Below are 23482 nucleotides of genomic sequence, written 5' to 3' on the forward strand. Positions count from 1 at the left end.
CGGAGGGCGGGCGATGTCATCGCTTCAGGTGCGCAAGCGGCACGTGTCCGGGCCCCTTGATGTTCTGCAGCACCAGCTGGGTGTGCACGTCGCGCACGCCGTCGAGCCGCATCAGCCGATGCATGACGAAGGCGTTGAGCTCGTCGACCGACGGCACCATGACATGCAGCAGGAAATCGTGGTCGCCGGTCATCGTCCAGCACGATGACACTTCGTCCATGCGCTGCACCGCGGCAATGAAGCTTTCGGGCGAGCCGTCGCTGTGGCTGACCAGGCGCACCTGGATGAAAACCTCGACCATCAAGCCGACCGCGCGGCGGCTGATCACCGCGGCAAAGCCCTTGATGATGCCGGCATCCTGCAGCGCTTCGAAGCGCCGCGCGCACGGCGTCGTCGACAGGCCGATCTCCTGCGCCAGCTCCGACACCGGCTTGCGGCCGTCGCGCTGCAGAACGTCGAGCATCTTGATCTCGAAATCATCGAACTGAGGCATTTTCACTCCTATGGCACGGATTGTGAGTGAATGTTATCCGCGATATGGCATTCGAGCCATCATAAAAGCCGATTTGCCCCGGCAAATCCGGTTAGCCTTTCGGCAGGTCACCATCATGATTGCAGGGAGAAAAGCCATGACGACGATGAGCGTTGCCGAATATGCCCGCGACTGCGCGGCGCAAGGGTTGCGTGGCGACTATTCGGTCTGCCGTGCCGATTTCACCGTGGCGCAGGGCTATGACTACAGCGCCGAGGAACAGGCGGTGTGGCGCACATTGTGCAACCGCCAGACCAAGCTGACGCGCAAGCTCGCCCATCACTCCTATCTCGACGGTGTCGAGAAGCTCGGCCTGCTCGACCGCATCCCCGATTTCGAGGACGTCAGCGCCAAGCTGCGCAAGCTGACCGGCTGGGAGATCGTCGCCGTGCCTGGGCTCATACCGGCCGCCCCCTTCTTCGATCATCTCGCCAATCGCCGCTTCCCGGTCACCAACTGGCTGCGCAGCAGGCAGGAGCTCGACTACATCGTCGAGCCGGACATGTTTCACGATTTTTTCGGCCACGTGCCGGTGCTGTCTCAGCCGGTGTTCGCCGACTTCATGCAGATGTATGGCAAGAAGGCCGGCGACATCATAGCGCTCGGCGGCGACGAGATGATCACCCGGCTCTACTGGTATACGGCCGAATACGGCTTGATGCAGGAGGCAGGCCAGCCGCTGAAGGCCTTTGGCGCCGGCCTGATGTCGTCCTTTACCGAATTGCAGTTCGCCGTCGAGAGCAAGGACGCCCATCACGTGCCCTTCGACCTCGAAACGGTGATGCGCACCGGCTACGAGATCGACAAGTTCCAGCGCGCCTATTTCGTGCTGTCGTCCTTCGACGCCCTACGCGATGCCTTCCGGACCGCGGATTTCGAGGCGATCGTGGCCCGCCGCAAGGGCCAGCCGGCGCTCGACCCGGCGACGGTCTAGTGATCCGGCGCCGGTGTTTGAGGCGCGTTGCGTGAATCCGTTTCGACGCAACGCGCTTCGGGCGCTTTGATCTCGCCAGGCTATTGCATGGCAGACGGGTTCATCCACATGAACTCCCAGACGTTTCCGTCTGGGTCTTCGATGTGACGGTTGAACATGAAACCGAGATCCTGCGCTGGATTGGGATCGGCGCGGCCGCCTGCCGCCACGCCCTTCTCGATTATGGCATTGACCTCGTCCCTGCTGTCGGTGGTGAGCGCGATCAGCATCTGGCTGTCACGCTTGGGATCGCCGATCTGCCGCGCTGTGAACTGGCTGTAATGCTGGTGCGTGAGCAACATGACACCGATGGAGTCCGAGAACATGATCGAGCTGGCCTGGTCGTTCGAGAACTGCGGATTAAGCGTGCCCCCGATCGCGAGATAAAAGTTTGTCGCTGCCTGCAGGTCGCGCACCGGCAGATTAAGGAAGATCATCTTGGTCATCGGTCTAGGCTCGCCTTCGTTGACAGGGTACTAGTCAGTCCAGTACCGTTTCAGAGCTATCATACGGGAACGGTACCGTCTAGTACTGGTCGAGGGGCGCCAATGGAAATCGAAGGTGAGACCAGATCGGCACGCAAGGATCGTGAAATCATCCAAGCGGCCACGGCGGCGTTCATCGGCAAGGGCTATGATGGAACCAGCATGGAGGAAATCGCCACAAGGGCGGGAGCTTCCAAGCAGACCATCTACAAGCATTTCACGGACAAAGAGACGCTTTTCGGCGAAGTCGTCCTATCAACCGCTACCCAGGTCAACGATGTCATAGAGTCCGTGACGACACTGCTTTCCGAGGCGAAATTCATGGAGGGCGGCCTGCAGCAGCTTGCTCGACGTTTGGTAACGATGCTCCTGGATGAAGAGTTGTTGAAGCTGCGGCGCCTGATTATCGCCAACGCGGATCGAATGCCGCAGCTTGGCCGCAGCTGGTACGAAAAAGGTTTTGAGCGCATGCTTGCCTCGATGGCGTCCTGCTTTCAAAAGCTCACCGATCGAGGGCTGATGCAAACCAGTGATCCCCGTCTGGCAGCGAGCCATTTGTTTGGAATGCTTCTTTGGATTCCCATGAATGAAGCTATGTTCACGGGAAGCGATCCGCGCTCCAAGGCCGAACTTGAACGGCACGCGGATGCCTCGGTAGAGGCGTTTCTTGTCGCCTATGGGGCCCAGCCGAAATAGTCCGGCTCCCTGCCGGCGTTCGCGGTAACGCCGGCGAACACATAGCCCCTATCGCCCGGCTTGCAATGGAATGGTATGGCTGGGGCTCTCCATCGGCCTCGGCATCCTGCTCGTGGCGCTTGCCGCCGCCGCCGTGCTGGTGCGCATCGCCGTCCACGGCCTTTGAGCCGATATCAAGCGTCTGCCGGCGCCATTATCGGCGCCGGCCGAGGGCCGTAGGAGCTCAGACGCTGACCACCTTGGTCAGATGTTCACCCAGCCGGCAGGCCAGCGCGGTGATCGTCGTTGTCGGGTTGGCTTGCCCCGACGTGCAGAACACCGAAGAGCCGCCGACATAGAGATTGTCCATGCCATGCACCTTGCAGTTGGCATCGACCACGCTCTTGGTGACGTCGGTGCCCATGCGCGTGCCGCCCATATGGTGGTGGCCTGCCGTCTCGTCGTTGGTCGGGTAGTCCTGGCCGTTGGCGATCCAGTCGGCGATGCGCACCCGGCCGAGATTCTTCTCGATCAGCGTCGTGCCGAACAGCCTGAGTCCTTCGAGAAGGGTACGGCGTTCCAGGTCCGATTTCTTCCAGTTCAGTTCGATGCGCGGCACGCCGGCGTGGTCGACATCGGTCTTCGACAGTTCGATCTGGTTGGAGGCCCGCGGCGCCTGTTCCCAGGCGACATAGAGCTGGGCCGCGCAGCGCAGATTCTGGCTCAGCTTGGAGGACATCCACTCGGCCATGTTGGGCGCCGTGCAGGCGAGATCGGCGATCAGGCTCTTGACCCCCGGATACGGCGTCTCAATCAGCCGGATACCGAAATTCATGATCTGCAGGCGCTCCATCGCGGCGAGCGTCGGCGAGAAGAAGGCCTCGTTGACGGCATCGACCTCGAACGCGCCGTAGTCGGCCAGGATGGCATTGCCGCCCTCGAAGGTCGGGTGCTCCATCCAGTAGCGGCCAAGCGCCGCCGCATTCGGCACCACGCCGCCGTTCGAGCGCCGGTTCGACCACAAAAGCAGCCGTGAATTCTCCAGCCCGCCGGTGCAGACGATGAAATAGTCGGCATTGAACGTTCCGGCATCCTGGCCGTCGGACCACAGTCTGGCGCCAGTCACGCGTTTGCCGTCGCCGGTGAGCTCGGTGGCATAAGTGTTGAGCACGACGGCGATGTTCCCGCTCTTGTCGAGTTCGTCGCCGAATTTCTCGGCGAAACGCACCGCCGGGCTCTTGATCAGCTGCACCCAGCGAATGTCGTCCGATATCGGCACATCCGGCCGGAAATCGGGTAGGTCGAGGATGTCATGCACCTCATTCAGGTAGGGCTCGATGTCGGCGCGCCGGATTGGCCAGCCGGTGTCGGGTGCCCAGGCCTTCGGCTCGAAATCCTGCTTGTCGAGCACGCGGCACCATCCGGCCCAGTGGTTGGAGCTGCCGCCCATGAACCGCAGCCGGGTGATGTCGAGATCGAAATAGAAATCGCCGACCGTGGTGCCGCGGTAGAAATCCTGGGATTCGTCGCTGAAATCCCGCGCGCCGGCTTCCAGCACCACGACTGGAATGCCGGCGGCACCGAGCTTGCGGGCAATGGTGGTGCCAGCCGGGCCGGAACCGAGGATGCAGACCTTGGGTCTGAAATTGGCGGCGCGATACGCCTCGTAACTGTCGAAGATCATGCCAGATCGCTCCGCTTCAGGATCCAGCCATTGACCTCGACGATTTCGCTCGGGTCGGCCAGTGCATCGACCCGGGATGCGCCGGTATGGGCGGCGTCGGCAGGCGATTTGCGGAACAGGGACAGGGCTGGCATTGCGATCAGCGCCTGCATCATCGTGCGGCGCGACATTTCTTTGAAGAAACTCATGACTGGTCTCTCGATGGGAGCCTCGGCTGCGCATGGCGTTCCCGGAACGGGACATGCATCGGGGAAGAAGCTTGTTTCGTGCCAAACCTAACCGTGAAGCCGTTTCAAGCCGGATAATGGCGCGGGCGGCTGCAAACAAAGTTAGAAATCTCTTGACGGCGGCGCTGGCTTGAGTGGCCCCGGTCTCCCGGCCATTCGCCGGCGGCTTAAGCGGCGGCAGAGATATCCGTATCGAGGACCGACAGGTTACGGCCCGCGTGCTTGGCTTGATAGAGGCGCCGGTCGGCGGCGCGCATCAGCTCCGATACATTGGCTTCCTCGCCGCAGACGGTGCCGCCGATGCTGACGGTCAGCGGAATGGTCCGCTCGTCGACGGGCCGGAAGCGGATCAGCTCGACCTCGCGGCGAATGCGCTCGGCGACACGCTTGGCCTCCTGCTCGGTGGCTCCGACCAGGAACGCGCCGAACTCCTCGCCGCCGATGCGGCCGAGCACGTCGCCGTGGCGCACGCCCCGTTCGATCGCGCTGGCGATCAGCAGCAGCGCATCGTCACCGGTCAAGTGACCGAAACTGTCGTTGATCTTCTTGAAATGGTCGGCGTCGATGATCAGCAGCGCGCCGCGATCGGACTTGCGTCGGGAACCATCCAGCGCGGCGAAGAAGCTCTCCCGGTTGAGCATGCCGGTCATGTCGTCGCGGCTTGCCTTTTCCGCCAGGCGGCGATGCGCGGCGGCCAGCTGGGCGTGCGCCCGGGCAAGTTCGCGATGCGCATTCTTCAGCCTGTCGCTCTGCCAGAAGGTGCTGGCACAAGCAACCCAGGCGAGTACCAGCGGACAAACAGTCGAGGTCAGCCAGATCGTCCGGCTCATCGGAAACCCCATGGCCGGGACGATGATCAGGGTTAGCAGGAGAGAGATGGCGACGGAGGCGAAAGCGATGGCGGCGGACTTCAGAATTATGGTGTTCATCGCTGGCTCCCACAGGACTGTCTCTGTGCCAGCAAGCCCTGAATGCCACCTTTCCCGGATGCCTAAAATTTGAATCGTGAGCCTGTTTTTGCTACTCGGGTCGCGCGGAAGTTGTGGATAAAGTGCATTTCGGAATCCGCGTTTCATGCCATAAGGGGCACATGACTACGCTCCCCGATCCCGCTCGCTTCGCTCATGTCACCGACTGGGTGTTCGATCTCGACAACACGCTCTATCCGCACCATTCGAATCTGTTCTCGCAGATCGACGTCAAGATGACCGCCTATATCGGCGAGTTGCTGGCGCTGCCGCGCGACGAGGCACGCAAGCTGCAGAAGGAGCTTTATCTCGAATATGGCACGACGCTGAACGGGCTGATGACGCGCCACGGCATCGACCCCGACGATTTCCTCGAGAAGGTCCACGACATCGACTATTCGTGGCTGGTGCCCGACCCCGTTCTCGGCACCGCCATCCGGCAGCTTCCCGGCCGCAAGTTCATCTTCACCAATGGCGACCGCAGGCACGCCGAGCGCACCGCGCGCCAGCTCGGCATCCTCGACCATTTCGACGACATCTTCGATATCATCGCCGCCGACCTCAATCCCAAGCCGGCGCGCCAGACCTACGAGAAGTTCGCCGAACTGCACGCCGTCACCGGCCACAATGCGGTGATGTTCGAAGATCTCGCCCGCAACCTTTCCGTGCCGAAATCTCTGGGCATGACCACCGTTCTGGTGGTGCCGCGCAATTTCGAGCCGACCTTCTCCGAAATATGGGAGCGCGACCCCGCGCAAGAGGACGACGTCGACTTCGTCACCGACGATCTGGCGACGTTTCTCACGGCGATTGTGGCAGGGGTAGAGGAATTGAAGAACTGAAGAACTGGGGAATTGGGGAACTAGGAACAGAGGAACGGTCCGGCTCCCTTTTTCCTCAGTTCCTCAGTTCCTCAGTTCCTCAGTTCCTCAGTTCTTCAGTTCTTCAATTCCCCAGTTCCCCTACCTACTCCCCCAGCTTGTAGAACCGGCTGATAATCCCCCACGCTTCGTCGGCGGTGTCGACGAAATCGATGATGTCCTGGTCGCCGGGGCTGATCGTGCCCTGTTCGGCGAGGAAGTCGAGATCGATCGCCCTTTTCCAGAACGACTTGCCGAACAGGATCACCGGCACGCGTTCCATGCGTCCGGTCTGGATCAGGGTCAGCGTTTCGAAGAATTCGTCCATCGTGCCGAAGCCGCCGGGAAACACCGCCACCGCCTTGGCGCGCATGACGAAGTGCATCTTGCGGATGGCGAAATAGTGGAAGTTGAAGCACAGCTCCGGCGTCACATAGGCGTTCGGCGCCTGCTCGTGCGGCAAGACGATGTTGAGCCCGATCGACGGCGCGCCGACATCGTCGGCGCCGCGGTTGCCGGCTTCCATCACGCCGGGTCCGCCGCCGGTCACCACGACATATTCGCGGTAGTATGACGTCGCCGACTGCTGCGAGCAGAGACGGGCGAATTTGCGCGCCTCCTCGTAATATTTGCTGTTTTCCTCGAGGTTCTTTTTCTGCGTCTCGTTCTTGGCCGCCCAGGCTTCGCCGCCGGGCTCGGGCAAACGCGCGCCGCCGAACAGGATCACCGTGGAATGGATACCGCGCTCGGCCAGGATCATTTCCGGCTTCAGGAGTTCGAGCTGCAGCCGGACCGCGCGCAATTCGCGCCGCGTCATGAACTCGGGATCGTTCCAGGCCAGCCGGTAGGTCTCGGCCCGCGTCTGCGGCGTGTCCGGTACGCTTCTCGACCGCTCCAGATCCTCGTCCGAATGCGGCAGCGGCGTCCATCCCGCCTTTTCCATGGGAGTCATCGAATCCACCGTCCAATTCCCTTAACTGCGCCGTCCCGTGACGCACACGCGATTGACCCTCATACAGCCTTAACATAAGCAGGTTCCGCAAAAGTGTCCTGCGGTTTTGCGACAAGAACCTGCCACATGCAAAGACCGAGGCAGGCAAAGCCTGCCAGAGGTCCGCGACTTTTAAACAGGTTAAGGCTCAGGCCCTTAACAGCTTGGTAATGGAGCGAAATCATGTCGAAGCCCGATCTGGCAAGCCTCGAAAAGACCATCGAGAAGGCCTTCGAGGAGCGCGATACGATTTCGACCGCGACCCGCGGCGAGACGCGCGATGCCATCCAGTCGGCACTCGATCTGCTCGATCGCGGCACGGTGCGCGTCGCCGAGCGGCAGGACGACGGCAAGTGGCACGTCAACCAGTGGCTGAAGAAGGCGGTGCTGCTCTCCTTCCGGCTCAACCCGATGGAGATCATCAAGGGCGGCCCGGGCCAGGCTGTGTGGTGGGACAAGGTGGCGTCCAAGTTCGACGGCTGGAGCGCCGTCGACTTCGAGAAGGCGGGTTTCCGCGCCGTGCCGGGATCGATCGTGCGCCGCTCCGCCTATGTCGCCCCGGGCGCGGTGCTGATGCCGTCGTTCGTCAATGTCGGCGCCTATATCGATACCGGCACCATGGTCGACACCTGGGTCGGGGTCGGCTCCTGCGCCCAGATCGGCAAGAACGTGCATCTTTCCGGCGGCGTCGGCATCGGCGGCGTGCTGGAGCCGATGCAGGCCGGTCCTACCATCATCGAGGACAATTGCTTTATCGGCGCGCGCTCGGAAGTCGTCGAGGGCTGCATCGTGCGCGAAGGCTCGGTGCTCGGCATGGGCGTCTTCATCGGCCAGTCGACCAAGATCGTCGACCGCGCCACCGGCGAGGTCTTCTATGGCGAGGTGCCGCCGAATTCCGTCGTCGTCGCCGGCTCGATGCCTGGCAAGCCGTTGCCGAACAACGAGCCCGGCCCCAGCCTCTACTGCGCCGTCATCGTCAAGCGTGTCGACGCCAAGACCAGGTCCAAGACCTCGATCAACGAGTTGCTGCGCGATTGATCTTTCCGCCGGGTGGGCGCACCTTCCGCCGGCGCGGCAATCGGTCGCGCTGGTTCAACATGGAGGGGTGACATGGACTGGAAATATCTGCTGACCAGCTATGAGGGTCGCATCAACCGCGCGAAGTTCTGGGCCAGCGTCGGCGTCATTTTCGTCGGCGCGGTAATCGCGATGATCCTCGACAACATACTGGGCACGACGTTCAACCAGATGCCTTACGGCTTTATCTATTTGCTCTACTCGCTTGCCATGCTCTATTCGGTCTTCGCCTTCTACGCCAAACGCTGGCACGATCGGGGCAAGTCGGGTTGGTGGAGCCTGATCATCCTGGTGCCGTTCATCGGCGCGATCTGGTTCCTGGTAGAGTGCGGCATTCTCGAAGGCACCAAGGGTGCCAATCAATACGGACCGGACCCGCTTGCCTGACAGTTCAAATCTCACCTGGCTTTTCTTCAAGACATCGGGCCGCGTCAGCCGCGCGGCCTATTTTCTGGGCGGACTGCTCGTCGCCATCATTCAGGCGTTTCCGCTGTACCGCTTCACGCTGGTGCCGGAAGGCTCGGCCGAGAGCAACATGTGGTCGTTCATCTTCTTCGTCGCCTTCATCGCCTCGCTGTGGTCGAACATCGTGCTGGCCGTGAAGCGGCTGCACGACCTCGACAAGCCGGGCATTGCCGCGCTGATCCTGTTCGTACCGGTCGTCTCGATCGTCGCCTTCCTTGTATTGTGCCTGTTTCCAGGGCAGCCTGGACCCAACCGCTATGGCCGGCGCACCAACGAGCCGGAACAACCCTGAGGATCGATCGGGCATGCGCTACCGTACGCTTGATCCGAAACTGATCGTCGAGACCGCCGAGCGGCTGGAGGGCCGCATCGCCGACCGTTTCCCCGAAGCGGGACTGCGCGGCGTCGCCGCCGAACTGGTGTCGCTGTCGCGCGACCTGGCCAAGGCGGCCAAGGGGCTCGAGGCACCGATCTGGTGGCTGCGCGGCATCATCGTCGCCGCCGTCGTCGCCGGCGCGCTGGTCTTCCTGTTCGTCGGCACCATCCTGCCGCTCATTCACATTTCCCAGGCCGACGACGCAGTGCAGTCGGTGCAAGGCATCGAAGCCACGATCAACATGATGATCCTCGCCGTGCTCGGCTTCCTGGCCCTGATCCGCACCGAGGAACGCATCAAGCGCAAGCAGGTGTTTCGCCAGCTGCACGGTCTGCGCTCGCTGATCCACGTCATCGACATGCATCAGCTGACCAAGGATCCAGCGGCGCTGTCGGCCAATTTCAAGCCGACCCTGCACTCGCCAGCCCGCATCACCAATGCCGCGGATCTGGCGCGTTATCTCGACTATTGCTCGGAAATGCTGTCGATCACCGGCAAGATCGCCGCCTTGTTCGCCCAGTCGGTCAATGACGCCGTGGTCATCGACGGCGTAAACGACATCGAGAATCTGAGCTCCAACCTGTCACGCAAGATCTGGCAGAAGATCACGCTGATCGAGGGCCACCCGGCGGCAGAACCTGTTCCGGCGTCAGGCCCGGCGGCCCAAGCCGCGCCGCTTCGGCCGCGCGCACCAAAGCGGTAACGCTTTTCAAGAGCGGCGCCGGCGTGCCCGTTCTTTCGGCGAGGCTGAGCACCGCCCCTTGCAATTCGACGATCTCCGTCGGCCGGCCGCGCCGCAGATCGTCCCACATCGACGAGCGGGCCTCAGGGTCGATCGCCAGCATGCGTCGCGCCAAAAGCCTGAACACCCAGTCCGGCAGCCTGAGCACCTTCGGCAGCAGCGCCGGCCGCAAGCCGGCGACACGGGCCGGCTCGATGCCTGAGGCTTTCATCGCCCGCAGCGCTTCGTCGATCTGGCCGGCCAGGATCAGCCGCCAGCGGCGATCGGCGAGTTCGCGCGCCAGCGTCAGGTCCGAAAGCGCCACCAGTGCGTTGTTCAGGTTCATCAGAAGCTTACCCCACAGCACCGCCTTCATGTCGCCATGGGTTTCGACCGCCAGCCCTTCGACATTCAAAAACCTGGCGACATCGAGGAGGCCGGCAAGACCGTCCTCGATCATCACCTTGCCGTCGCTGGCGCGATGCACGCGCAACGGCAATTCGCCGTCCGGCGATTGCACCACATTGAACGGCACCATGCCGGCCAGCACCGTTTGATGGCCAAGTCCTGTTGGTTGATCAAGCCCGGCACGCAGCCTGTCGGCATTGTCGACGCCGTTCTGCAGGCTGATCACGACGGCATCGGGGCGGGCATGGGCCTTGATTAGGGTGGCCATCTTCTGCGTCGCGCCGCTCTTGACCGTCACCAGGATAACGTCGGCTTGCCGCAAGGCGGTGGCCGGATCCATGGTGATCCCGAGCGCATCCGGCTTGACCAGGCGATCACGGCCTTCGAGGTCGCTGACGCGCAATCCGCCCTGGCGCAGCGCCGCCTCTATGCGCGGCCGGGCCAGCAGGATCACTTGGCGTCGGGCAAGAGCCAGGCAGCCGCCGGCGTAGCAGCCGATGCTGCCGGCACCGGCAATGACGATCTTCTTCCCGCCGTTTGTCATTCTGTCGTTCCGACGCGGCCGCGACTATACGACATGAAAACCATAATGTCGGCGCTTTGTCAGGCCATTGGGCTGCCCCCTATGTCTGGCCGTGACAGGCCCTCAGCTTTCGACTATCGGTTTTGCCATGACGCTGCCGACCGACCCCGCCGCGAACCTCGCCACCCTTATCCGTTGCGCTTCGGTGACACCAGCCGAAGGCGGCGCGCTCGGCGCGCTGGAAACGATGCTGAAACCGCTCGGCTTCCTGGTTGACCGGCCGGTGTTCTCCGAGGATGGCACGCCCGACATCGAGAACCTTTATGCAAGGCGCTCCGGCAACGGCCCGCATCTGATGTTTGCCGGTCATACCGATGTCGTGCCGGTCGGCGACGAAGCCGCCTGGACGCATCCGCCTTTCGCCGCCGAAATCGCCAATGGCGAGATGTATGGACGTGGCGCCGTCGACATGAAGGGCGGCATTGCCTGTTTCATCGCCGCCGTGGCGCGCCATGTCGAGGCAAATGGCGGCCCGAAAGGCTCGGTCTCGCTGCTGATCACCGGTGACGAGGAAGGACCCGCCATCAACGGCACGATCAAGCTGCTTGAATGGGCGGCGTCCAGGGGCGAGAAGTGGGATGCCTCGCTCGTCGGCGAGCCGACCAACCCGGATGCGCTCGGCGACATGGTCAAGATCGGCCGGCGCGGTTCGATGTCGGGTGCCGTCACCGTCAATGGCCGCCAGGGCCATGCCGCCTATCCGCAGCTTGCCGACAATCCGGTGCGTGGGCTGATGAGCCTGGTCGACGCCTTGCTGCATCCCGTCTTCGACAAGGGGACCAAGGATTTCCAGCCGACCAATCTGGAGATCACCTCAATCGATGTCGGCAACCCGGCCACCAATGTCATCCCGGCGAAGGCGGTCGCTGTCTTCAACATCCGCTTCAACGACACCTGGACGGCCGAAACCCTTCAGGCCGAAATCCACAACCGCCTCGACCAGGCGGCCGGCCGCAAGAAATATCGGCCGGGCAAGAAGACGCCGGTCGATTACGATCTCGTCTGGCGCGACCGACCGAGCCATGTCTTCCTGACCCGTGACGACCGGCTGGTCGAAACGCTTGCCGGCTCGATCAAGTCGGCTGTTGGCAAGGAGCCGACGCTATCGACCTCGGGCGGCACGTCGGACGCGCGCTTCATCAAGGATTATTGTCCGGTGGTCGAGTTCGGCCTGGTCGGCAAGACCATGCACATGGTCGATGAGCGCGTCGCCATTGCCGATCTCGAAACACTGACGCGAATCTACCAGCGCTTCATCGAAGACTGGTTCGGGCAGGGCTGAACGGCATGCTTTCCGCGGACGAAACCCAAGCTTCGCTGATCGGCGCCTGGCGGTTGATGCTCGGCAAGGTCGACGGCCTGCGCCTGCTCGACCTGTCGGCCGACGGGTTCTGGAATTCCTTCTTCGCCATCATCGTTGCCGCGCCGGCGCTGATCGTCGGCTGGGTCGGCATCGCCAACGAGATCGGCGATCCCGACGCCTTTGCGGGTCGCTTCAGCATGCTGCTGCGGCTGGCGACCGTCGATATCGGCTCCTGGGTGCTGCCGCTGGTCGCGCTCGCCCTGGTGGCGCCGCGCGCTGGTATCGGTGGCCGTTTCGTCCACTATGTCGTTGCCAGCAACTGGGCCTCGGCGATCACCGCCTGGCTGATGCTGCCATCGGCGCTGACCAGGCTCTTCCTGTCGTCGGCAAGCCAGGTCTCGAGCCTCGTATCGCTGCTGTTGTTTGCCCTGTCGATGGTGCTGACCTGGCGCATGACGAACGCCACGATCGGCAAGGGAGCGGCGGTCGGCACCGCCGTCTTCGTCGGCATGTTCATCGCGTCGCTGCTGGTGCTGTTCGGGCTGCAGATGCTGCTCGGCATCGCCGTGCCGGACGATGTCGGGGCTCAGAGCCTTTCCGGGCTCTATCCGGGATAGTCTACGCCAATGAGGAAAAGCCCGTCGGGCGGCGCCACCTGGCCGCAGGCGGCGCGGTCGCGCGCTTCGAGCGCCGCCTTGAGGTCACCGGCGCTCCAGCTGCCGTCGCCGACGCGCTTGAGCGAACCGACCATCGAGCGCACCTGGTTGTGCAGGAAGGAGCGTGCCGAAGCCCGCACCTCGATCATGTCGCCCTGTCTGCTCACGTCGAGCCGCTCCAGCGTCCGGACCGGGCTGTTGGCCTGGCACTGCGTCGAGCGGAAGGTGGTGAAGTCGTGCCGCCCGAGCAAGATCTTCGCCGCTTCGTGCATGGCGCCGGCATCGAGCTGCTTCGGCACCCACCACACCTTTCCCTTCTCCAGAGCCGAGGGCGCGCGCCGGTTGAGGATGCGGTAGAGATAGTGGCGGCCGGTGGCCGAGAAGCGGGCGTCGAAATCGTCGGGGGCGACGTCCGCCTTGAGGATGACAACGCGTGCGCCCGCCGCCTGCAGATGGGCGTTGACGGCATCGCGCACCTTGTCGCCAGGCCACGCCTTGACGAGGTCGACATGCGCCACCTGGGCGGTCGCATGCACGCCTGCATCGGTGCGGCCGGCGGCGCGCAGTCGCACCGCCTCGCCGCAGAACTTTTCGATCGCCTCTTCGATCGCCTGCTGCACCGAAGGCTGATCGGCCTGGTGCTGCCAGCCGGCGAAAAGGCTGCCGTCATATTCGATGTCGAGGCGAAATCGCGGCATGCCGGGCGGCTATACGCTTTCGCCTAGGCGGCGAGAGCGGTGAAGGCGGAAGCGTAGATCAGCCTGCCGGCTTCCGGAGCGTCGCCCCAGGCCAGCGCCTGCAGCGCTTCGCCCTGGTATTCGCTCTCGAACTTTTCGGCCCGCGCATGGCTGTAGCCGAAACGGCCGTAATAGGGTGGATCGCCCAGCACCACGGCCAGCGTCTCGCCGGCATCCTTGAGGCGGATATGCGCCTCGCGGATCAGCGCGCCGCCAATGCCGCTGCCATGGAAGGAGGGCTCCACCGCCAGCGGCGCGAGCGCCACTGCCGCGAAGCTCTTGCCGCCATTTTGGACGAACAGCCGGGAAAACAGGATGTGGCCGACCACTTGCCCATCTTCCTCCGCCACCAGTTCGACGATGGCATCGCCGCCCGTCACCAGCGCATCGACCAGCCCGGCTTCCGCCTGCTGGCCGAAAGCGTGTTCCTCGACGTCGCGAATGGCCTCGCGATCCCGCGGCGTCGCCGCGCGTATCGACATCATGCTCATGAGAACTTCATTCCTTTTTCGATCTTGGCCCCGCGCAGGAATTCCGACGCGGCAGCGGGCCTTCCGCCCGCGCGTTGAACTTCGACCAGCCTGACCGCGCCTGTTCCGCAGGCCACCGTCAGCCGCTCATCGAGAATGCCTCCCGACTCGCCCAGATCATCCGAAAGCGGCAGGCCTTCGGACAGCGTCGAGCGAAGCAGTTTCAGCCGCTCCGGGCGGCCGCCAATGTCAATCTCGGACCAGGCGCCGGGAAAGGGCGACAGGCCGCGAATGGTGTTGTGGACCTCGGCCGCTGGCCGCGTCCAGTCCACGTGCGTCTCGGATTTATCGATTTTTCTGGCGTAAGTCACCCCGTCCACGGCCTGTGCGGTAAATCTCAGGGTGTTCTCTTCCAGCCGCGCCAGCGCTTCCACCATCAGGGCAGCACCGACGCTCATCAACCGATCATGCAGATCGCCGGCAGTCATATCGGGTTCGATGCCGCATTTTTCAACCAGTCCCACCGGCCCGGTGTCCAGGCCCTCATCCATGCGCATCACCATCATGCCGGTTTCCAGGTCGCCCGCCATGATGGCGCGCTGGATGGGAGCCGCGCCCCGCCAGCGCGGCAACAGTGACGCATGGCCGTTGATGCAGCCGAGCCGGGGCGCGTCGAGGACCGCTTTGGGCAGCAGCAACCCATAGGCGACGACCACGGCGATATCGGCCTCCAGGGCATGCAAAGCGGCCTGCTCGGCTTCGCCTTTCAGCGATACGGGCGTCCGCACCTCGACGCCCAGCCGCTCCGCCTCGCGCTGTACCGGCGACGGCGTCAGTTCCAGCCCGCGCCGTCCGGCGGCGCGCGGCGGCTGGGTATAGACGGCTGCAATCTGGTGTCCCGCTTCGGCAATGGCGCGCAACGTCGGCACCGAAAACTCAGGCGTGCCCATGAAGATGACGCGAAGGGGCATTCCCTATCCCACCAGTTTGCCCGGCGCCTTGTCCTTGGCGAGCTTCTTGAACTTCTTCACCACCATGTCTCGCTTCAGCTTCGAGATGTGGTCGATGAACAGCACGCCGTTGAGATGATCGATCTCGTGCTGCAGGCAGGTCGCCATCAGCCCCTCGGCCTCCATCTCCTGCAGCTTGCCGTCGCGATCGAGATATTTCACACGCACCGAAGCGGGGCGTTCGACCTCGGCGTAATAGTCGGGGATGGACAGGCAGCCTTCCTCGTAGACGGAGCGCTGGTCGGCGCTTTCCAGGATCTCGGGATTGATGAAGACATGCGGCGCCGGCGTCTCGTCTTCCTTGGCGAGATCGATCACCAGCATGCGCAGGGGTTCGCCGATCTGGATCGCGGCCAGCCCGATGCCTGGCGCGTCATACATGGTCGCAAGCATGTCGTCGGCTAATCCGCGCAACGGCGCGTCGACGCGTTCCACCGGCTTGGAAACCTGGCGCAGGATGGGGTCGGGAAGGATGATGAGCGGCTTGATCGGCATGGCGTTCCACCTAAGACGTCCAGCGAAAAGCGTCAACCGGGGCGTCTGAGCCTCGTTCACGTTTTGATCTGTGTCGTCGGGCCGAATCGGCTATGCTGTCCACATGAATGACCTGAGCACCATCCTTTCGGAGCCCGTCGCACGGCTTGGCGCCTCCACGATCACGCTTGGCCACGCGCTGGCTTTCGGCGCATTGCTGTTTCTTGGCCTGGTCGTGGCGCTTGTCGTCGCGCTGTGGCGGTCGGCCAAGGCGCGCGCCGTGGCGGCTGCCGAAGCCGCCGACCACGCCCGCGACGCCGAGGCGCGGATGGCCGGCATTCTGCAATCCCAGGCGGAGATGCAGGGCCGCATGGGCGCTATCGCCGAAGTGTTCGGCGCGCGCCAGGCAGAGCTGACGCAATCGATCGGCCAGCGTCTCGACGCCATGACCGGCCGCATCGGCCAGACCATGACCGAACAGACCAAATCCACCCATGAAAGCCTGGCCAAGCTGCAGGAGCGGCTGGCGGTCATCGATACCGCGCAGGGCAACATCCAGTCGCTCGCCGGCCAGGTCGTGCAGTTGCAGGCGATCCTATCCAACAAGCAGACGCGCGGCGCCTTCGGCCAGTCGCGCATGGAGGCGATCGTCGCCGACGGTCTGCCGCATGGCGCTTACGAGTTCCAGGCGACGCTGTCGAACGGCAGCCGGCCCGATTGTCTGGTGAAAATGCCGAATGGCGCGCCGTCGCTGGCCATCGATGCCAAGTTCCCGCTGGAGGCATGGAACGCCATCCGTGCCGCCGATGGCGCCGACCTGCAGAAGGTCGCGGCCCAGGCCTTCCGCCGCGACATCGAGATCCATGTCCGCGACATCTCGGAAAAATACCTGATCCAGGGCGAGACCCAGGACACCGCCTTCATGTTCGTGCCGTCGGAATCGGTGTTCGCCGAAATCCACGAGAATTTCGAGGCGATCGTCCACAAGGCACATCGGGCGCGCGTCGTCATCGTTTCGCCGTCGCTGCTGATGCTGTCGATCCAGGTCATCCAGGCCATCCTCAAGGACGCCCGCATGCGCGAACAGGCGCATCTGATCCAGGGCGAGGTGATCCGGCTGATGGAGGATGTCGCGCGGGTCGACGAGCGGGTGCGCAAATTGCAGGTCCATTTCGGCCAGTCGGCCAAGGACATCGACGATATCCTGGTCTCGACATCGAAGGTCACCAAGCGCGGCCAGAAGATCGAGGCGCTGGAATTCGGCGCGCAGCCAGACGGCGATGCCGGCCCGGACGGCGCCTCACGTGCACCGGCCGCGAAGGCCGACGCCGGCCCCCGCGTCGCCGATTCGAAGACCGGTCAGCTCAGGCTGAGGGTCGTCGAAGGCGACGATTGAGGCGCGGCACCTGACCCGGCGCTACTGCTCCTCCACCGTGGTCATGCCCTGAAATTCAGGCAGCCAGTGCAGCGCCGAGCGGTGCCATTTCTGCAGTGTCGGAACCAGATCCTGACGTTGCCTTGCGGTCCCCACCCGAATTCCATAGACCTTCGGACCATCGCCGACCGACGTGGCGTAAAGGTGCGAGCCGCAGTCTGGGCAAAAGGCCTGGACGCGCTTGGCGCCGCTCGCCACGGTCTTGATGTAGATTTTCGGGGTGCCGCGCGTGATCCGGTAGTTGTTTTCCGGCGCCGGAACCGTCACGCGAAAGGCGGTGCCGGTCAGCTGCTGGCAATCCGTGCAATGGCAGATCGACGTCTTTTCCGGGTCGACCTCCGCTTCGTAGGTGATGGCGCCACAGTGGCATCCGCCGTCTATCTTCATCGTCGCTCCTCCTGCAATTCGGACCAATCTTAGCGGGGCAAGCCCGCGAGGCAACTTCGCTTTGCTAGTCCAGGCCCGGGCCGGACATGGCACCGATCAGCTTGCGCCGCTGCTCCCAGGTACCAGTGGTCTGCGGCTTGACGAACAGCCGCGTGATCTCCGGCATTTCTGCCTTCAGGCGCGCCTCGATGCGCTCGACACAGGCCTCGATCTCCGGCGCCGCCAGATGATCCTCGAACTCGATGCTCAGGGCGGCGACGATCTCTGCCGGTCCCATATGGACGGTCAGAACGCCGTTCGCCCGCTGTACGGCCGGATCCTGCTGGACGATCGCCAGCACCCTTTTCTGCACCTCGGGTGAAGCCGGCTCGCCGATGCGGTCGATGATCTCGGGCGGGAAGCCGGNCCAGGATGCCGGCAAAGGCGACGATCAGGCCGAGCAGGGCGGCGCTGTCCTCGAACAGAACGGTGTAGACGCTCGGATCCTTGCTCGATTGCACCGCTTGCAGCCAGCCTTCCCCCTTGCTCTTCTGCCGGCGAAATTCCTTCAGCGCCACCAGCCAGGAGCTGCCTTCGAACAGGAAGGACAGGCCAAGGACGATGTAGTTCACCCTGACGTTGGCAACCGGTTCCGGCGCCATGATGTGGATGATGCCCTCGTAGAACGACACGCCGGCACCCAGCGCGAAGACCAGGAGAGCGACGATGAAGCTCCAGAAATAGAGTTCGCGGCCGTGGCCCAGCGGATGCGTGCGGTCGGCCGGACGCGCGGCACGATGCATGCCATAGAGCAGCAGGCTGCCATTGCCGGTGTCGACCAGCGAGTGCACGCCCTCCGACAGCATCGCCGAACTGCCGGTGAAGAAGGCGGCGGCGAATTTGGTCAGCGCGATGGCGAGATTGCCCGCCAGCGCCGCATAGATAACCGTTTTCGAGCCGCCATGCCCGGCCATGCAATGCTGTCTCCTTCGGGATACCCATCGTAGCTGCCCCGCCGCCGAAGCTCCACAGGCAGCACAACGCGCGAACCGGCCCGGTCGTTCAGGTCATTGAAGGCTTGAGGTTGGAAAACCTTCTATTCGACGATCTCGTCGGTCCACACCCTGAAGCCGGCAAGCAAGCCCGGTCCGAAAATATGGGTCAGTGGCACGTCCGCCGCGTCGCGGCCGGAGGCGATCAGGATGCGGCCGATGCGCGGCGCGTTGTTGCGTGGATCGAAAGCGTGCCAGCGGCCGCCGAGATAGACCTCCATCCAGGCGCAGAAATCCATGCTCGCCCAAGGCTTCGGCATGCCGATGTCGCTGATATAGCCGGTGCAATAGCGCGTCGGGATGTTGAGCGCCCGGCAGAAGGTGACGGCAAGGTGCGCGAAGTCGCGGCATACGCCGCTCTGCTCGCGATAGGCTTCGGCGGCTGTGCGCGTCGGCCGTGCATTGCCATAGTTGAAGACGATGTGATTGTGGACGAAATCGCACACCGCCTGCACGCGCGGGATGCCTGATGGCGTATGGCCGAACAGCCGCCAGGCGTCATCAGCCAAAAGGTCGCTCTCGCAAAACCGGCTGGGCAGCAGGAACAGCAGCGTCTCCGCCGGCAGGTCGCGCACCTCGTGCTGCCAGGCCATCAGCTCGCTCATCTCGAATGTACCGGGATCGCGGATCACCGCATCGGTACCGAAGGTAAAACGCCCGGGCGGCGCGACGAAGCGGTTGCACCAATTGCCGAAACTGTCGCGATAGCTCTCGATCGGCACTGGCGGGTTGGACGTCAGGAAATCCGGGCGTTCGAGATCGGAGGCACGGGAGTAGTGGACATTGAGCATCGCGATGAGCGGCGTTTCCTGCGGAAAGTCGAAGCTCATCTCGCAGCCGATGTGAATTCGCATCGTCGTCCTGACCGGCCTGCCTGGCAATCATCCAGCGAAAGCGCGGATCGATGCTGCAGTGCGAAGATGACCATGGCACGGACCGCCATGGTTTACGAGCAAATTAGAAAGCGGTTGAAAGCGGCCAGCCGGCGGTCGCGACCGACTCAAGGCCCTTGCGGCAAAGCGTTTCTCTTGTTTCACTTGGCTTCCCGCAATTGGAGGAACGAATCATGGCTAAAGGTGCGATGAAGGCAGGCAAGGAAGCCCGCAAACCGAAGAAGGATGCCAAGAAGCCCGCTCCCGCTCCCGCCCTGAAGGCGCCGCCGGTCAAGGCGATGCGCATCAAGGAAAAGTAGGCTTCGGCACATCCCGCTCGGCGGGATTTGACCGGCGGCATCGGACAATGCCGCCGGCGAGCGTTGATCGGACGTTTGGACGACCCTATATTGCCGGCGCGGGGACGACCCCGCGCCTCCCCAAAATCCGGTCGGGACGACCCGCCCATCATTTATCGAGCATCTCGGGATCGGGTCCCGTTCCGGCCCGATGCTGGATGGAGCGTTGCGATGTCGTGGATTTTTCTGTTTTTCGCCGGCCTGTTCGAAATCGGTTGGGCGATAGGCCTCAAATACACCGATGGATTCACCAGGCTCGTTCCGACGGTGCTCACGGTCGCGTCGATGGTCGTCAGCCTTACCCTGCTCGGCCTGGCGCTGAAGGCGCTGCCTGTCGGCACGGCCTATGCGGTGTGGACCGGCATCGGCACCGTCGGCACGGCGCTGCTCGGCATCTGGCTGCTCGGCGAGCCCGCCACGGCGATCAGGCTCGCCTGCATCGCCTTGATCGTCTGCGGCATCATGGGGCTGAAGTTCGCGGCCTGATCGAGTCCAAGTGCCTCCCATCGACTTGGCCCGAGGGTGCGGGCCCGCGAGGGAGGCAGCCTTTGGGATAACCTGCCCCTGACGGGCTCAAAAGCGTTGCTTTCACAACAACGCATTCAGGGCCGCTGCGAGGCGACCCTGATCCTGAATTCGAAGCTTGGTCGCTAAGGCGTTAGCGAGCCGAAAAGCCTGGCGGCGTTCTGCCGGTACGCTGCTTGCGCGCCGCATAGCGTGCGTCGCGTTTCGCCTTGCGTTCGGCTTCGTCGGCCAGCAAACGGGCGATGCGCTCGTTCTCTTCGGCTTCCTTGATCTTCGCTTCAGCCTGTGCCGCCTCTTCGGCTGCAATGCGCGCCGCTTCGGCCGCTGCCTCGCGCTCGGCCTTCTCGACCGCTTCGCGTGCCAGCTTTTCCTGCTTCAGCCTGGCCTTTTCAGCTTCGCGTATTTCGCGAGCCTCGAGGATTGCCTTGCGTTCGGCCTGTCGTGCCAGCACTGCAGGATCATCCGCCGCCGGCTTTGACTTGAAGCGCTCCAAAAGCGCCTTCTTTGCCTCGTTCGCGGCATTGCGCCGCTCGAAAATGTCTTTTTCCCTGTAGATAGCCAAGTCCACTTCCCTGAAGTCAATTCGCGAGGCTTACATACGCGCGAATAGCGAGAGTTCAAGCGCCAAAACGGTATGCCAGCCATGAAATTCTGTGCTGTTGCGCACGGGAGACGCCTTTTCCTTGCAAAACGACATGCACTGTTCACTGTCCGAGCCTCTGGCGGCGGGGCCAGGCACTCGCTAGGTCTAGCCGCAAAACCCAACACCAGGATGACATCAGATGGAACTCGGTCTCTACACCTTTGCCGACGTCAGCCCGCAGCCCGGCCCGGGCGCCATCGGCCCGCATGAGCGATTGCGCAACCTGATCGAGGAGGTCGAACTGGCCGACCAGGTCGGTCTCGACGTCTTTGGTCTCGGCGAGCATCACCGGCCCGACTATGCGGCCTCGGCACCGGTCGTGGCGCTGGCGGCCGCCGCCGAGCGCTCCAAGCGCATCAGGCTGACCAGTGCGGTCACCGTGCTCTCCTCCGACGATCCGGTTCGCGTCTTCCAGCAGTTCGCCACGCTCGACCTTCTCTCCGGCGGTCGTGCCGAGATCATGGCCGGACGCGGCTCGTTCATCGAGTCCTTCCCGCTGTTCGGCTACAATCTCGAGGACTATGACGAGCTGTTCGCCGAAAAGCTCGATCTGCTGCTTGCCATCCGCGACCAGGTGAAAGTCACCTGGTCCGGCAATCTGCGCCCGCCGATCAACGATCGCGGCGTCTATCCCCGGCCGTTCCAGGACAGGTTGCCGGTCTGGATCGCTATTGGCGGCACGCCGCAATCGGCGGCGCGCGCGGGCGCGCTCGGCCTGCCGCTGGCGCTCGCCATCATCGGCGGCGAGCCGGCACGCTTCGCGCCGCTGCTGGACCTCTACCGCGAGGCGGCCAAACGCGCCGGCAGCGACCCGGCGGGCCTCGCCACCAGCATCAACGTGCACGGCTTCATCGCCGAGACGACCGAGCAGGCCGCCGACGATTTCTACGGGCCGCAAGCCGAGGTGATGAACCGCATCGGCCGCGAGCGCGGCTGGGGCCCGACATCGCGGGCGCATTTCGACCAGTCGCGCGGCCCGAATGGCGCCCTGTTCGTCGGCAATCCCGAGCAGGTCGCCGAAAAGATCGTCGCCCAGCACAGGATCTTCAACAATGACCGCTTCCTGTTGCAGATGGCGATCGGCACCATGCCGCATGCCAAGATCATGAAGGCGATCGAACTCTACGGCACCAGGGTGGCGCCGATCGTGCGCAAGGAAACCGCGAAGTCCGCGCCGGTAGTGGCAACACCCGCCGCCTGAGCGGCGGGCGGGCTCGCCAGCCACGCCCGTTCGCAAAGCCGGCTCATGGAACCTACAGCCTGAACTTCGCGTTTCCTGCAGGCAATTGCCGGCCGCGGAGAGGTGGACGGCTCGAGGGTGACCATGAAAACCGAACCCGCTGCCTTGGGCGCAGGCGCCGCCGACGAGCCGGATCCGCGCGTCGAGGCGCGCGCCGACACGCATCTGATGCGATCGCTGCTGGTCGGCATTTTCCTGTTCATGGCCATCTACGCGCTCTACTTCGCTCGCGCCTTCTTCATGCCGGTCATCCTGGCTTTTCTGCTCGCCCTGACGCTCACCCCGATCGTGCGGATACTGCGCAAGCGCGGCATTCCCGAAGTGGCCTCGGCGACCCTTCTGGTGCTGCTGTCGATCTGCGTCTTCGCCAGCGCCGGCTACCTGCTCTCCAGCCCGGTCATCGACCTCATCAACAACTCCTCGTCGATCGGTCAGCAGCTTACCGAGCGGCTGGCGCAATTGCGGCGCCCGCTGGAAAAGATCATGCAGATTTCGCATCAGATCGAGCAGCTGACCGAGACCTCGCAGGAGTCCGGCATCCAAAAAGTCGCGGTGGCGCAGTCCGGTATCCTGTCGGCGGCCGCCAGCAACATCCTGTCGGCGGGAACCAGCCTCACCATCATCTTCGTGCTGTCGCTGTTCCTGCTCGCCTCGGGAACGATGTTCTACGAGAAGATCATCCAGTCTTTCGCCAGCCTCAGCGAGAAGAAGCGGGCGCTGCGCGTGGTCTATGACGTCGAGCGCGAAATCTCGCACTATCTGCTCACCGTCACCGTCATCAATGCCGGCCTCGGTACGGTCATCGGCCTTGGCCTGTGGGCGCTCGGCGTGCCCAACCCGCTGGTCTGGGGCGTGGCCGCCGCCCTGTTCAACTTCCTGCCCTATGTCGGGGCGCTCTTGACCATCGTGCTGGTCGCGGTGATTGCGCTGATCAGCTTCGACACCATTTCCTACGCGCTGTTGGCACCCGCCTTCGTGCTTTTGTGCGACGTCGTCGAAGGCCAGTTCGTGACGCCGATGGTGGTTGGCCGACGCCTCGAGATCAACGCCGTGGCGATCTTCATCGCCATCGCCTTCTGGTCGTGGCTGTGGGGTTTCGTCGGCGCCCTGATGGCGGTGCCGTTGCTGGTCGTCATCAAGGTGTTCTGCGACCATTTCGACGGGCTCAGCCATGTCGGCAATTTTCTCGCCGCGCAGCACACCGCCGTGGTGGAAGAGGAACCAGCCGAGGAGGACGGCAAGGCTTCGGCATGAACGGCTGGCCGTGTTTGCGGCGCCGGGATCGAATGCCTATATCCGGCCGATCAATGCCCGG

28 protein-coding genes and 1 pseudogene are annotated in these 23482 nt (G+C 63.5%); 14 read left to right on the forward strand and 15 right to left on the reverse strand.

The window, feature by feature from the left end; genetic code table 11:
* Positions 1 to 16 precede the first annotated feature (16 nt).
* Positions 17 to 493 carry an Lrp/AsnC family transcriptional regulator gene (locus X743_RS157120; RefSeq protein ID WP_013891868.1) on the reverse strand — a complete coding sequence of 159 codons (477 nt, stop codon included), beginning with the start codon at positions 491 to 493 and terminating at the stop codon, positions 17 to 19.
* 136 nt (positions 494 to 629) lie between these two features.
* Here X743_RS157120 and phhA point away from each other — a divergent pair, with 136 nt between their 5' ends.
* Positions 630 to 1466, forward strand: coding sequence for a phenylalanine 4-monooxygenase (phhA, locus tag X743_RS157115; RefSeq protein WP_023765455.1), 837 nt, complete (start codon positions 630 to 632; stop codon positions 1464 to 1466).
* 80 nt (positions 1467 to 1546) lie between these two features.
* Here phhA and X743_RS157110 read toward each other — a convergent pair whose 3' ends face one another.
* Positions 1547 to 1951, reverse strand: a complete 405-nt coding sequence (locus X743_RS157110) for a VOC family protein (RefSeq protein ID WP_023765456.1) — start codon at positions 1949 to 1951, stop codon at positions 1547 to 1549.
* Between the two features lie 102 nt (positions 1952 to 2053).
* Between X743_RS157110 and X743_RS157105 the strand changes: the two genes are divergently transcribed.
* Complete coding sequence (locus X743_RS157105; RefSeq protein ID WP_023765457.1) at positions 2054 to 2686, forward strand: TetR/AcrR family transcriptional regulator; 633 nt, start codon at positions 2054 to 2056, stop codon at positions 2684 to 2686.
* A 223-nt stretch (positions 2687 to 2909) separates the two neighbouring features.
* Here the strand turns inward: X743_RS157105 and X743_RS157100 are convergent, their stop codons facing one another.
* The 3 genes from X743_RS157100 to X743_RS157090 all read right to left on the reverse strand — a co-directional run bounded on the left by X743_RS157100 (position 2910) and on the right by X743_RS157090 (position 5505).
* Complete coding sequence (locus X743_RS157100; protein ID WP_023765458.1) at positions 2910 to 4349, reverse strand: GMC family oxidoreductase; 1440 nt, start codon at positions 4347 to 4349, stop codon at positions 2910 to 2912.
* On the reverse strand, positions 4346 to 4537 hold the full coding sequence (locus X743_RS157095) for a hypothetical protein (RefSeq protein WP_023765459.1): 192 nt from the start codon (positions 4535 to 4537) through the stop codon (positions 4346 to 4348). Before X743_RS157095 ends, X743_RS157100 begins: the two co-directional genes overlap by 4 nt.
* A gap of 206 nt (positions 4538 to 4743) precedes the next feature.
* Complete coding sequence (locus X743_RS157090) at positions 4744 to 5505, reverse strand: GGDEF domain-containing protein (protein ID WP_023765460.1); 762 nt, start codon at positions 5503 to 5505, stop codon at positions 4744 to 4746.
* Positions 5506 to 5666: 161 nt separating this feature from the next.
* On the opposite strand from X743_RS157090, the gene X743_RS157085 reads away from it, so the two are divergent.
* On the forward strand, positions 5667 to 6386 hold the full coding sequence (locus tag X743_RS157085) for a pyrimidine 5'-nucleotidase (protein WP_023765461.1): 720 nt from the start codon (positions 5667 to 5669) through the stop codon (positions 6384 to 6386).
* A 124-nt stretch (positions 6387 to 6510) separates the two neighbouring features.
* On the opposite strand, the gene X743_RS157080 is transcribed toward X743_RS157085, so the two are convergent.
* Entirely contained in the window at positions 6511 to 7356 is an 846-nt protein-coding gene (locus X743_RS157080) for an LOG family protein (RefSeq protein WP_013891858.1), read from the reverse strand.
* Positions 7357 to 7578: 222 nt separating this feature from the next.
* On the opposite strand from X743_RS157080, the gene dapD reads away from it, so the two are divergent.
* The 4 genes from dapD (at position 7579) to X743_RS157060 (ending at position 10016) form a co-directional block, all read left to right on the forward strand.
* Positions 7579 to 8433 carry a 2,3,4,5-tetrahydropyridine-2,6-dicarboxylate N-succinyltransferase gene (gene dapD / locus X743_RS157075; RefSeq protein ID WP_013891857.1) on the forward strand — a complete coding sequence of 285 codons (855 nt, stop codon included), beginning with the start codon at positions 7579 to 7581 and terminating at the stop codon, positions 8431 to 8433.
* Between the two features lie 72 nt (positions 8434 to 8505).
* Positions 8506 to 8859 (forward strand): DUF805 domain-containing protein, encoded by a 354-nt coding sequence (locus X743_RS157070; RefSeq protein ID WP_023765462.1) that lies wholly within the window; start codon positions 8506 to 8508, stop codon positions 8857 to 8859.
* A complete protein-coding gene (locus tag X743_RS157065) occupies positions 8852 to 9229 on the forward strand; it encodes a DUF805 domain-containing protein (RefSeq protein ID WP_023765463.1) in 378 nt (125 codons plus the stop codon). The genes X743_RS157070 and X743_RS157065 overlap by 8 nt, the downstream gene beginning before the upstream one ends.
* 13 nt (positions 9230 to 9242) lie before the next feature.
* Complete coding sequence (locus X743_RS157060; RefSeq protein WP_023765464.1) at positions 9243 to 10016, forward strand: hypothetical protein; 774 nt, start codon at positions 9243 to 9245, stop codon at positions 10014 to 10016.
* Here X743_RS157060 and X743_RS1000000170540 read toward each other — a convergent pair.
* Positions 9919 to 10986, reverse strand: coding sequence for a 2-dehydropantoate 2-reductase (locus X743_RS1000000170540; protein ID WP_084555484.1), 1068 nt, complete (start codon positions 10984 to 10986; stop codon positions 9919 to 9921). The genes X743_RS157060 and X743_RS1000000170540 overlap by 98 nt on opposite strands.
* A gap of 127 nt (positions 10987 to 11113) precedes the next feature.
* On the opposite strand from X743_RS1000000170540, the gene dapE reads away from it, so the two are divergent.
* Both dapE and X743_RS157045 read left to right on the forward strand, forming a co-directional pair.
* Positions 11114 to 12307, forward strand: coding sequence for a succinyl-diaminopimelate desuccinylase (gene dapE / locus X743_RS157050; RefSeq protein ID WP_023765467.1), 1194 nt, complete (start codon positions 11114 to 11116; stop codon positions 12305 to 12307).
* A gap of 5 nt (positions 12308 to 12312) precedes the next feature.
* A complete protein-coding gene (locus X743_RS157045) occupies positions 12313 to 12945 on the forward strand; it encodes a hypothetical protein (RefSeq protein WP_023765468.1) in 633 nt (210 codons plus the stop codon).
* On the opposite strand, the gene truA is transcribed toward X743_RS157045, so the two are convergent.
* Genes truA through def form a run of 4 tightly spaced genes read right to left on the reverse strand, consistent with a single transcriptional unit; the run spans position 12933 to position 15696 of the window.
* Entirely contained in the window at positions 12933 to 13682 is a 750-nt protein-coding gene (gene truA / locus X743_RS157040; RefSeq protein WP_023765469.1) for a tRNA pseudouridine(38-40) synthase TruA, read from the reverse strand. The genes X743_RS157045 and truA overlap by 13 nt on opposite strands.
* Positions 13683 to 13705: 23 nt before the next feature.
* Positions 13706 to 14212, reverse strand: a complete 507-nt coding sequence (locus X743_RS157035) for an N-acetyltransferase (RefSeq protein WP_023765470.1) — start codon at positions 14210 to 14212, stop codon at positions 13706 to 13708.
* Complete coding sequence (fmt, locus tag X743_RS157030; protein WP_023765471.1) at positions 14209 to 15162, reverse strand: methionyl-tRNA formyltransferase; 954 nt, start codon at positions 15160 to 15162, stop codon at positions 14209 to 14211. Before fmt ends, X743_RS157035 begins: the two co-directional genes overlap by 4 nt.
* A 3-nt stretch (positions 15163 to 15165) precedes the next feature.
* Positions 15166 to 15696 carry a peptide deformylase gene (def, locus tag X743_RS157025; protein ID WP_023765472.1) on the reverse strand — a complete coding sequence of 177 codons (531 nt, stop codon included), beginning with the start codon at positions 15694 to 15696 and terminating at the stop codon, positions 15166 to 15168.
* A gap of 103 nt (positions 15697 to 15799) precedes the next feature.
* On the opposite strand from def, the gene X743_RS157020 reads away from it, so the two are divergent.
* On the forward strand, positions 15800 to 17071 hold the full coding sequence (locus tag X743_RS157020; RefSeq protein WP_023765473.1) for a DNA recombination protein RmuC: 1272 nt from the start codon (positions 15800 to 15802) through the stop codon (positions 17069 to 17071).
* A gap of 21 nt (positions 17072 to 17092) precedes the next feature.
* On the opposite strand, the gene X743_RS157015 is transcribed toward X743_RS157020, so the two are convergent.
* From X743_RS157015 to X743_RS157010, 3 genes and pseudogenes are all read right to left on the reverse strand, one after another.
* On the reverse strand, positions 17093 to 17497 hold the full coding sequence (locus X743_RS157015) for a GFA family protein (RefSeq protein WP_023765474.1): 405 nt from the start codon (positions 17495 to 17497) through the stop codon (positions 17093 to 17095).
* A gap of 64 nt (positions 17498 to 17561) precedes the next feature.
* Positions 17562 to 18450: pseudogene (locus X743_RS01000000168895) on the reverse strand (cation diffusion facilitator family transporter).
* Positions 18451 to 18572: 122 nt separating this feature from the next.
* The gene (locus X743_RS157010) at positions 18573 to 19382 is read right to left on the reverse strand and encodes a transglutaminase family protein (protein ID WP_023765477.1); all 810 of its coding nucleotides are present in this window, start codon (positions 19380 to 19382) and stop codon (positions 18573 to 18575) included.
* A 212-nt stretch (positions 19383 to 19594) separates the two neighbouring features.
* On the opposite strand from X743_RS157010, the gene X743_RS1000000173935 reads away from it, so the two are divergent.
* On the forward strand, positions 19595 to 19720 hold the full coding sequence (locus tag X743_RS1000000173935; RefSeq protein WP_013891842.1) for a hypothetical protein: 126 nt from the start codon (positions 19595 to 19597) through the stop codon (positions 19718 to 19720).
* 210 nt (positions 19721 to 19930) lie between these two features.
* Complete coding sequence (gene sugE, locus X743_RS157005) at positions 19931 to 20245, forward strand: quaternary ammonium compound efflux SMR transporter SugE (RefSeq protein WP_023765478.1); 315 nt, start codon at positions 19931 to 19933, stop codon at positions 20243 to 20245.
* Positions 20246 to 20417: 172 nt separating this feature from the next.
* Here the strand turns inward: sugE and X743_RS157000 are convergent, their stop codons facing one another.
* Positions 20418 to 20846 (reverse strand): DUF6481 family protein, encoded by a 429-nt coding sequence (locus X743_RS157000; RefSeq protein WP_023765479.1) that lies wholly within the window; start codon positions 20844 to 20846, stop codon positions 20418 to 20420.
* Positions 20847 to 21066: 220 nt separating this feature from the next.
* Between X743_RS157000 and X743_RS156995 the strand changes: the two genes are divergently transcribed.
* Positions 21067 to 22128: an LLM class flavin-dependent oxidoreductase gene (locus tag X743_RS156995; RefSeq protein WP_023765480.1), complete on the forward strand. Its 1062-nt coding sequence runs from the start codon at positions 21067 to 21069 to the stop codon at positions 22126 to 22128.
* 123 nt (positions 22129 to 22251) lie between these two features.
* Complete coding sequence (locus X743_RS156990; RefSeq protein WP_023765481.1) at positions 22252 to 23421, forward strand: AI-2E family transporter; 1170 nt, start codon at positions 22252 to 22254, stop codon at positions 23419 to 23421.
* The last annotated feature ends 61 nt before the right edge of the window (positions 23422 to 23482 follow it).

This window comes from Mesorhizobium sp. LNHC232B00, from assembly GCF_000502435.1.
GTDB classification, from domain to species: Bacteria; Pseudomonadota; Alphaproteobacteria; order Rhizobiales; family Rhizobiaceae; genus Mesorhizobium; species Mesorhizobium opportunistum.

Coding starts and splice junctions, on each gene's coding strand:
- X743_RS157095 (WP_023765459.1), bottom strand. CDS start 4,537: ATGAGTTTCTTCAAAGAAATGTCGCGCCGCACGATGATGCAGGCGCTG.
- X743_RS157015 (WP_023765474.1), bottom strand. CDS start 17,497: ATGAAGATAGACGGCGGATGCCACTGTGGCGCCATCACCTACGAAGCG.
- sugE (WP_023765478.1), top strand. CDS start 19,931: ATGTCGTGGATTTTTCTGTTTTTCGCCGGCCTGTTCGAAATCGGTTGG.
- phhA (WP_023765455.1), top strand. CDS start 630: ATGACGACGATGAGCGTTGCCGAATATGCCCGCGACTGCGCGGCGCAA.
- X743_RS1000000170540 (WP_084555484.1), bottom strand. CDS start 10,986: ATGACAAACGGCGGGAAGAAGATCGTCATTGCCGGTGCCGGCAGCATC.
- X743_RS157045 (WP_023765468.1), top strand. CDS start 12,313: ATGCTTTCCGCGGACGAAACCCAAGCTTCGCTGATCGGCGCCTGGCGG.
- X743_RS157120 (WP_013891868.1), bottom strand. CDS start 493: ATGCCTCAGTTCGATGATTTCGAGATCAAGATGCTCGACGTTCTGCAG.
- dapD (WP_013891857.1), top strand. CDS start 7,579: ATGTCGAAGCCCGATCTGGCAAGCCTCGAAAAGACCATCGAGAAGGCC.
- X743_RS157010 (WP_023765477.1), bottom strand. CDS start 19,382: ATGCGAATTCACATCGGCTGCGAGATGAGCTTCGACTTTCCGCAGGAA.
- X743_RS157080 (WP_013891858.1), bottom strand. CDS start 7,356: ATGACTCCCATGGAAAAGGCGGGATGGACGCCGCTGCCGCATTCGGAC.
- X743_RS156995 (WP_023765480.1), top strand. CDS start 21,067: ATGGAACTCGGTCTCTACACCTTTGCCGACGTCAGCCCGCAGCCCGGC.
- X743_RS1000000173935 (WP_013891842.1), top strand. CDS start 19,595: ATGGCTAAAGGTGCGATGAAGGCAGGCAAGGAAGCCCGCAAACCGAAG.
- truA (WP_023765469.1), bottom strand. CDS start 13,682: ATGCCGCGATTTCGCCTCGACATCGAATATGACGGCAGCCTTTTCGCC.
- X743_RS157110 (WP_023765456.1), bottom strand. CDS start 1,951: ATGACCAAGATGATCTTCCTTAATCTGCCGGTGCGCGACCTGCAGGCA.
- X743_RS157020 (WP_023765473.1), top strand. CDS start 15,800: ATGAATGACCTGAGCACCATCCTTTCGGAGCCCGTCGCACGGCTTGGC.
- X743_RS157035 (WP_023765470.1), bottom strand. CDS start 14,212: ATGAGCATGATGTCGATACGCGCGGCGACGCCGCGGGATCGCGAGGCC.
- X743_RS157060 (WP_023765464.1), top strand. CDS start 9,243: ATGCGCTACCGTACGCTTGATCCGAAACTGATCGTCGAGACCGCCGAG.
- X743_RS157090 (WP_023765460.1), bottom strand. CDS start 5,505: ATGAACACCATAATTCTGAAGTCCGCCGCCATCGCTTTCGCCTCCGTC.
- X743_RS157085 (WP_023765461.1), top strand. CDS start 5,667: ATGACTACGCTCCCCGATCCCGCTCGCTTCGCTCATGTCACCGACTGG.
- X743_RS157100 (WP_023765458.1), bottom strand. CDS start 4,349: ATGATCTTCGACAGTTACGAGGCGTATCGCGCCGCCAATTTCAGACCC.
- def (WP_023765472.1), bottom strand. CDS start 15,696: ATGCCGATCAAGCCGCTCATCATCCTTCCCGACCCCATCCTGCGCCAG.
- X743_RS157105 (WP_023765457.1), top strand. CDS start 2,054: ATGGAAATCGAAGGTGAGACCAGATCGGCACGCAAGGATCGTGAAATC.
- dapE (WP_023765467.1), top strand. CDS start 11,114: ATGACGCTGCCGACCGACCCCGCCGCGAACCTCGCCACCCTTATCCGT.
- X743_RS157070 (WP_023765462.1), top strand. CDS start 8,506: ATGGACTGGAAATATCTGCTGACCAGCTATGAGGGTCGCATCAACCGC.
- X743_RS156990 (WP_023765481.1), top strand. CDS start 22,252: ATGAAAACCGAACCCGCTGCCTTGGGCGCAGGCGCCGCCGACGAGCCG.
- fmt (WP_023765471.1), bottom strand. CDS start 15,162: ATGCCCCTTCGCGTCATCTTCATGGGCACGCCTGAGTTTTCGGTGCCG.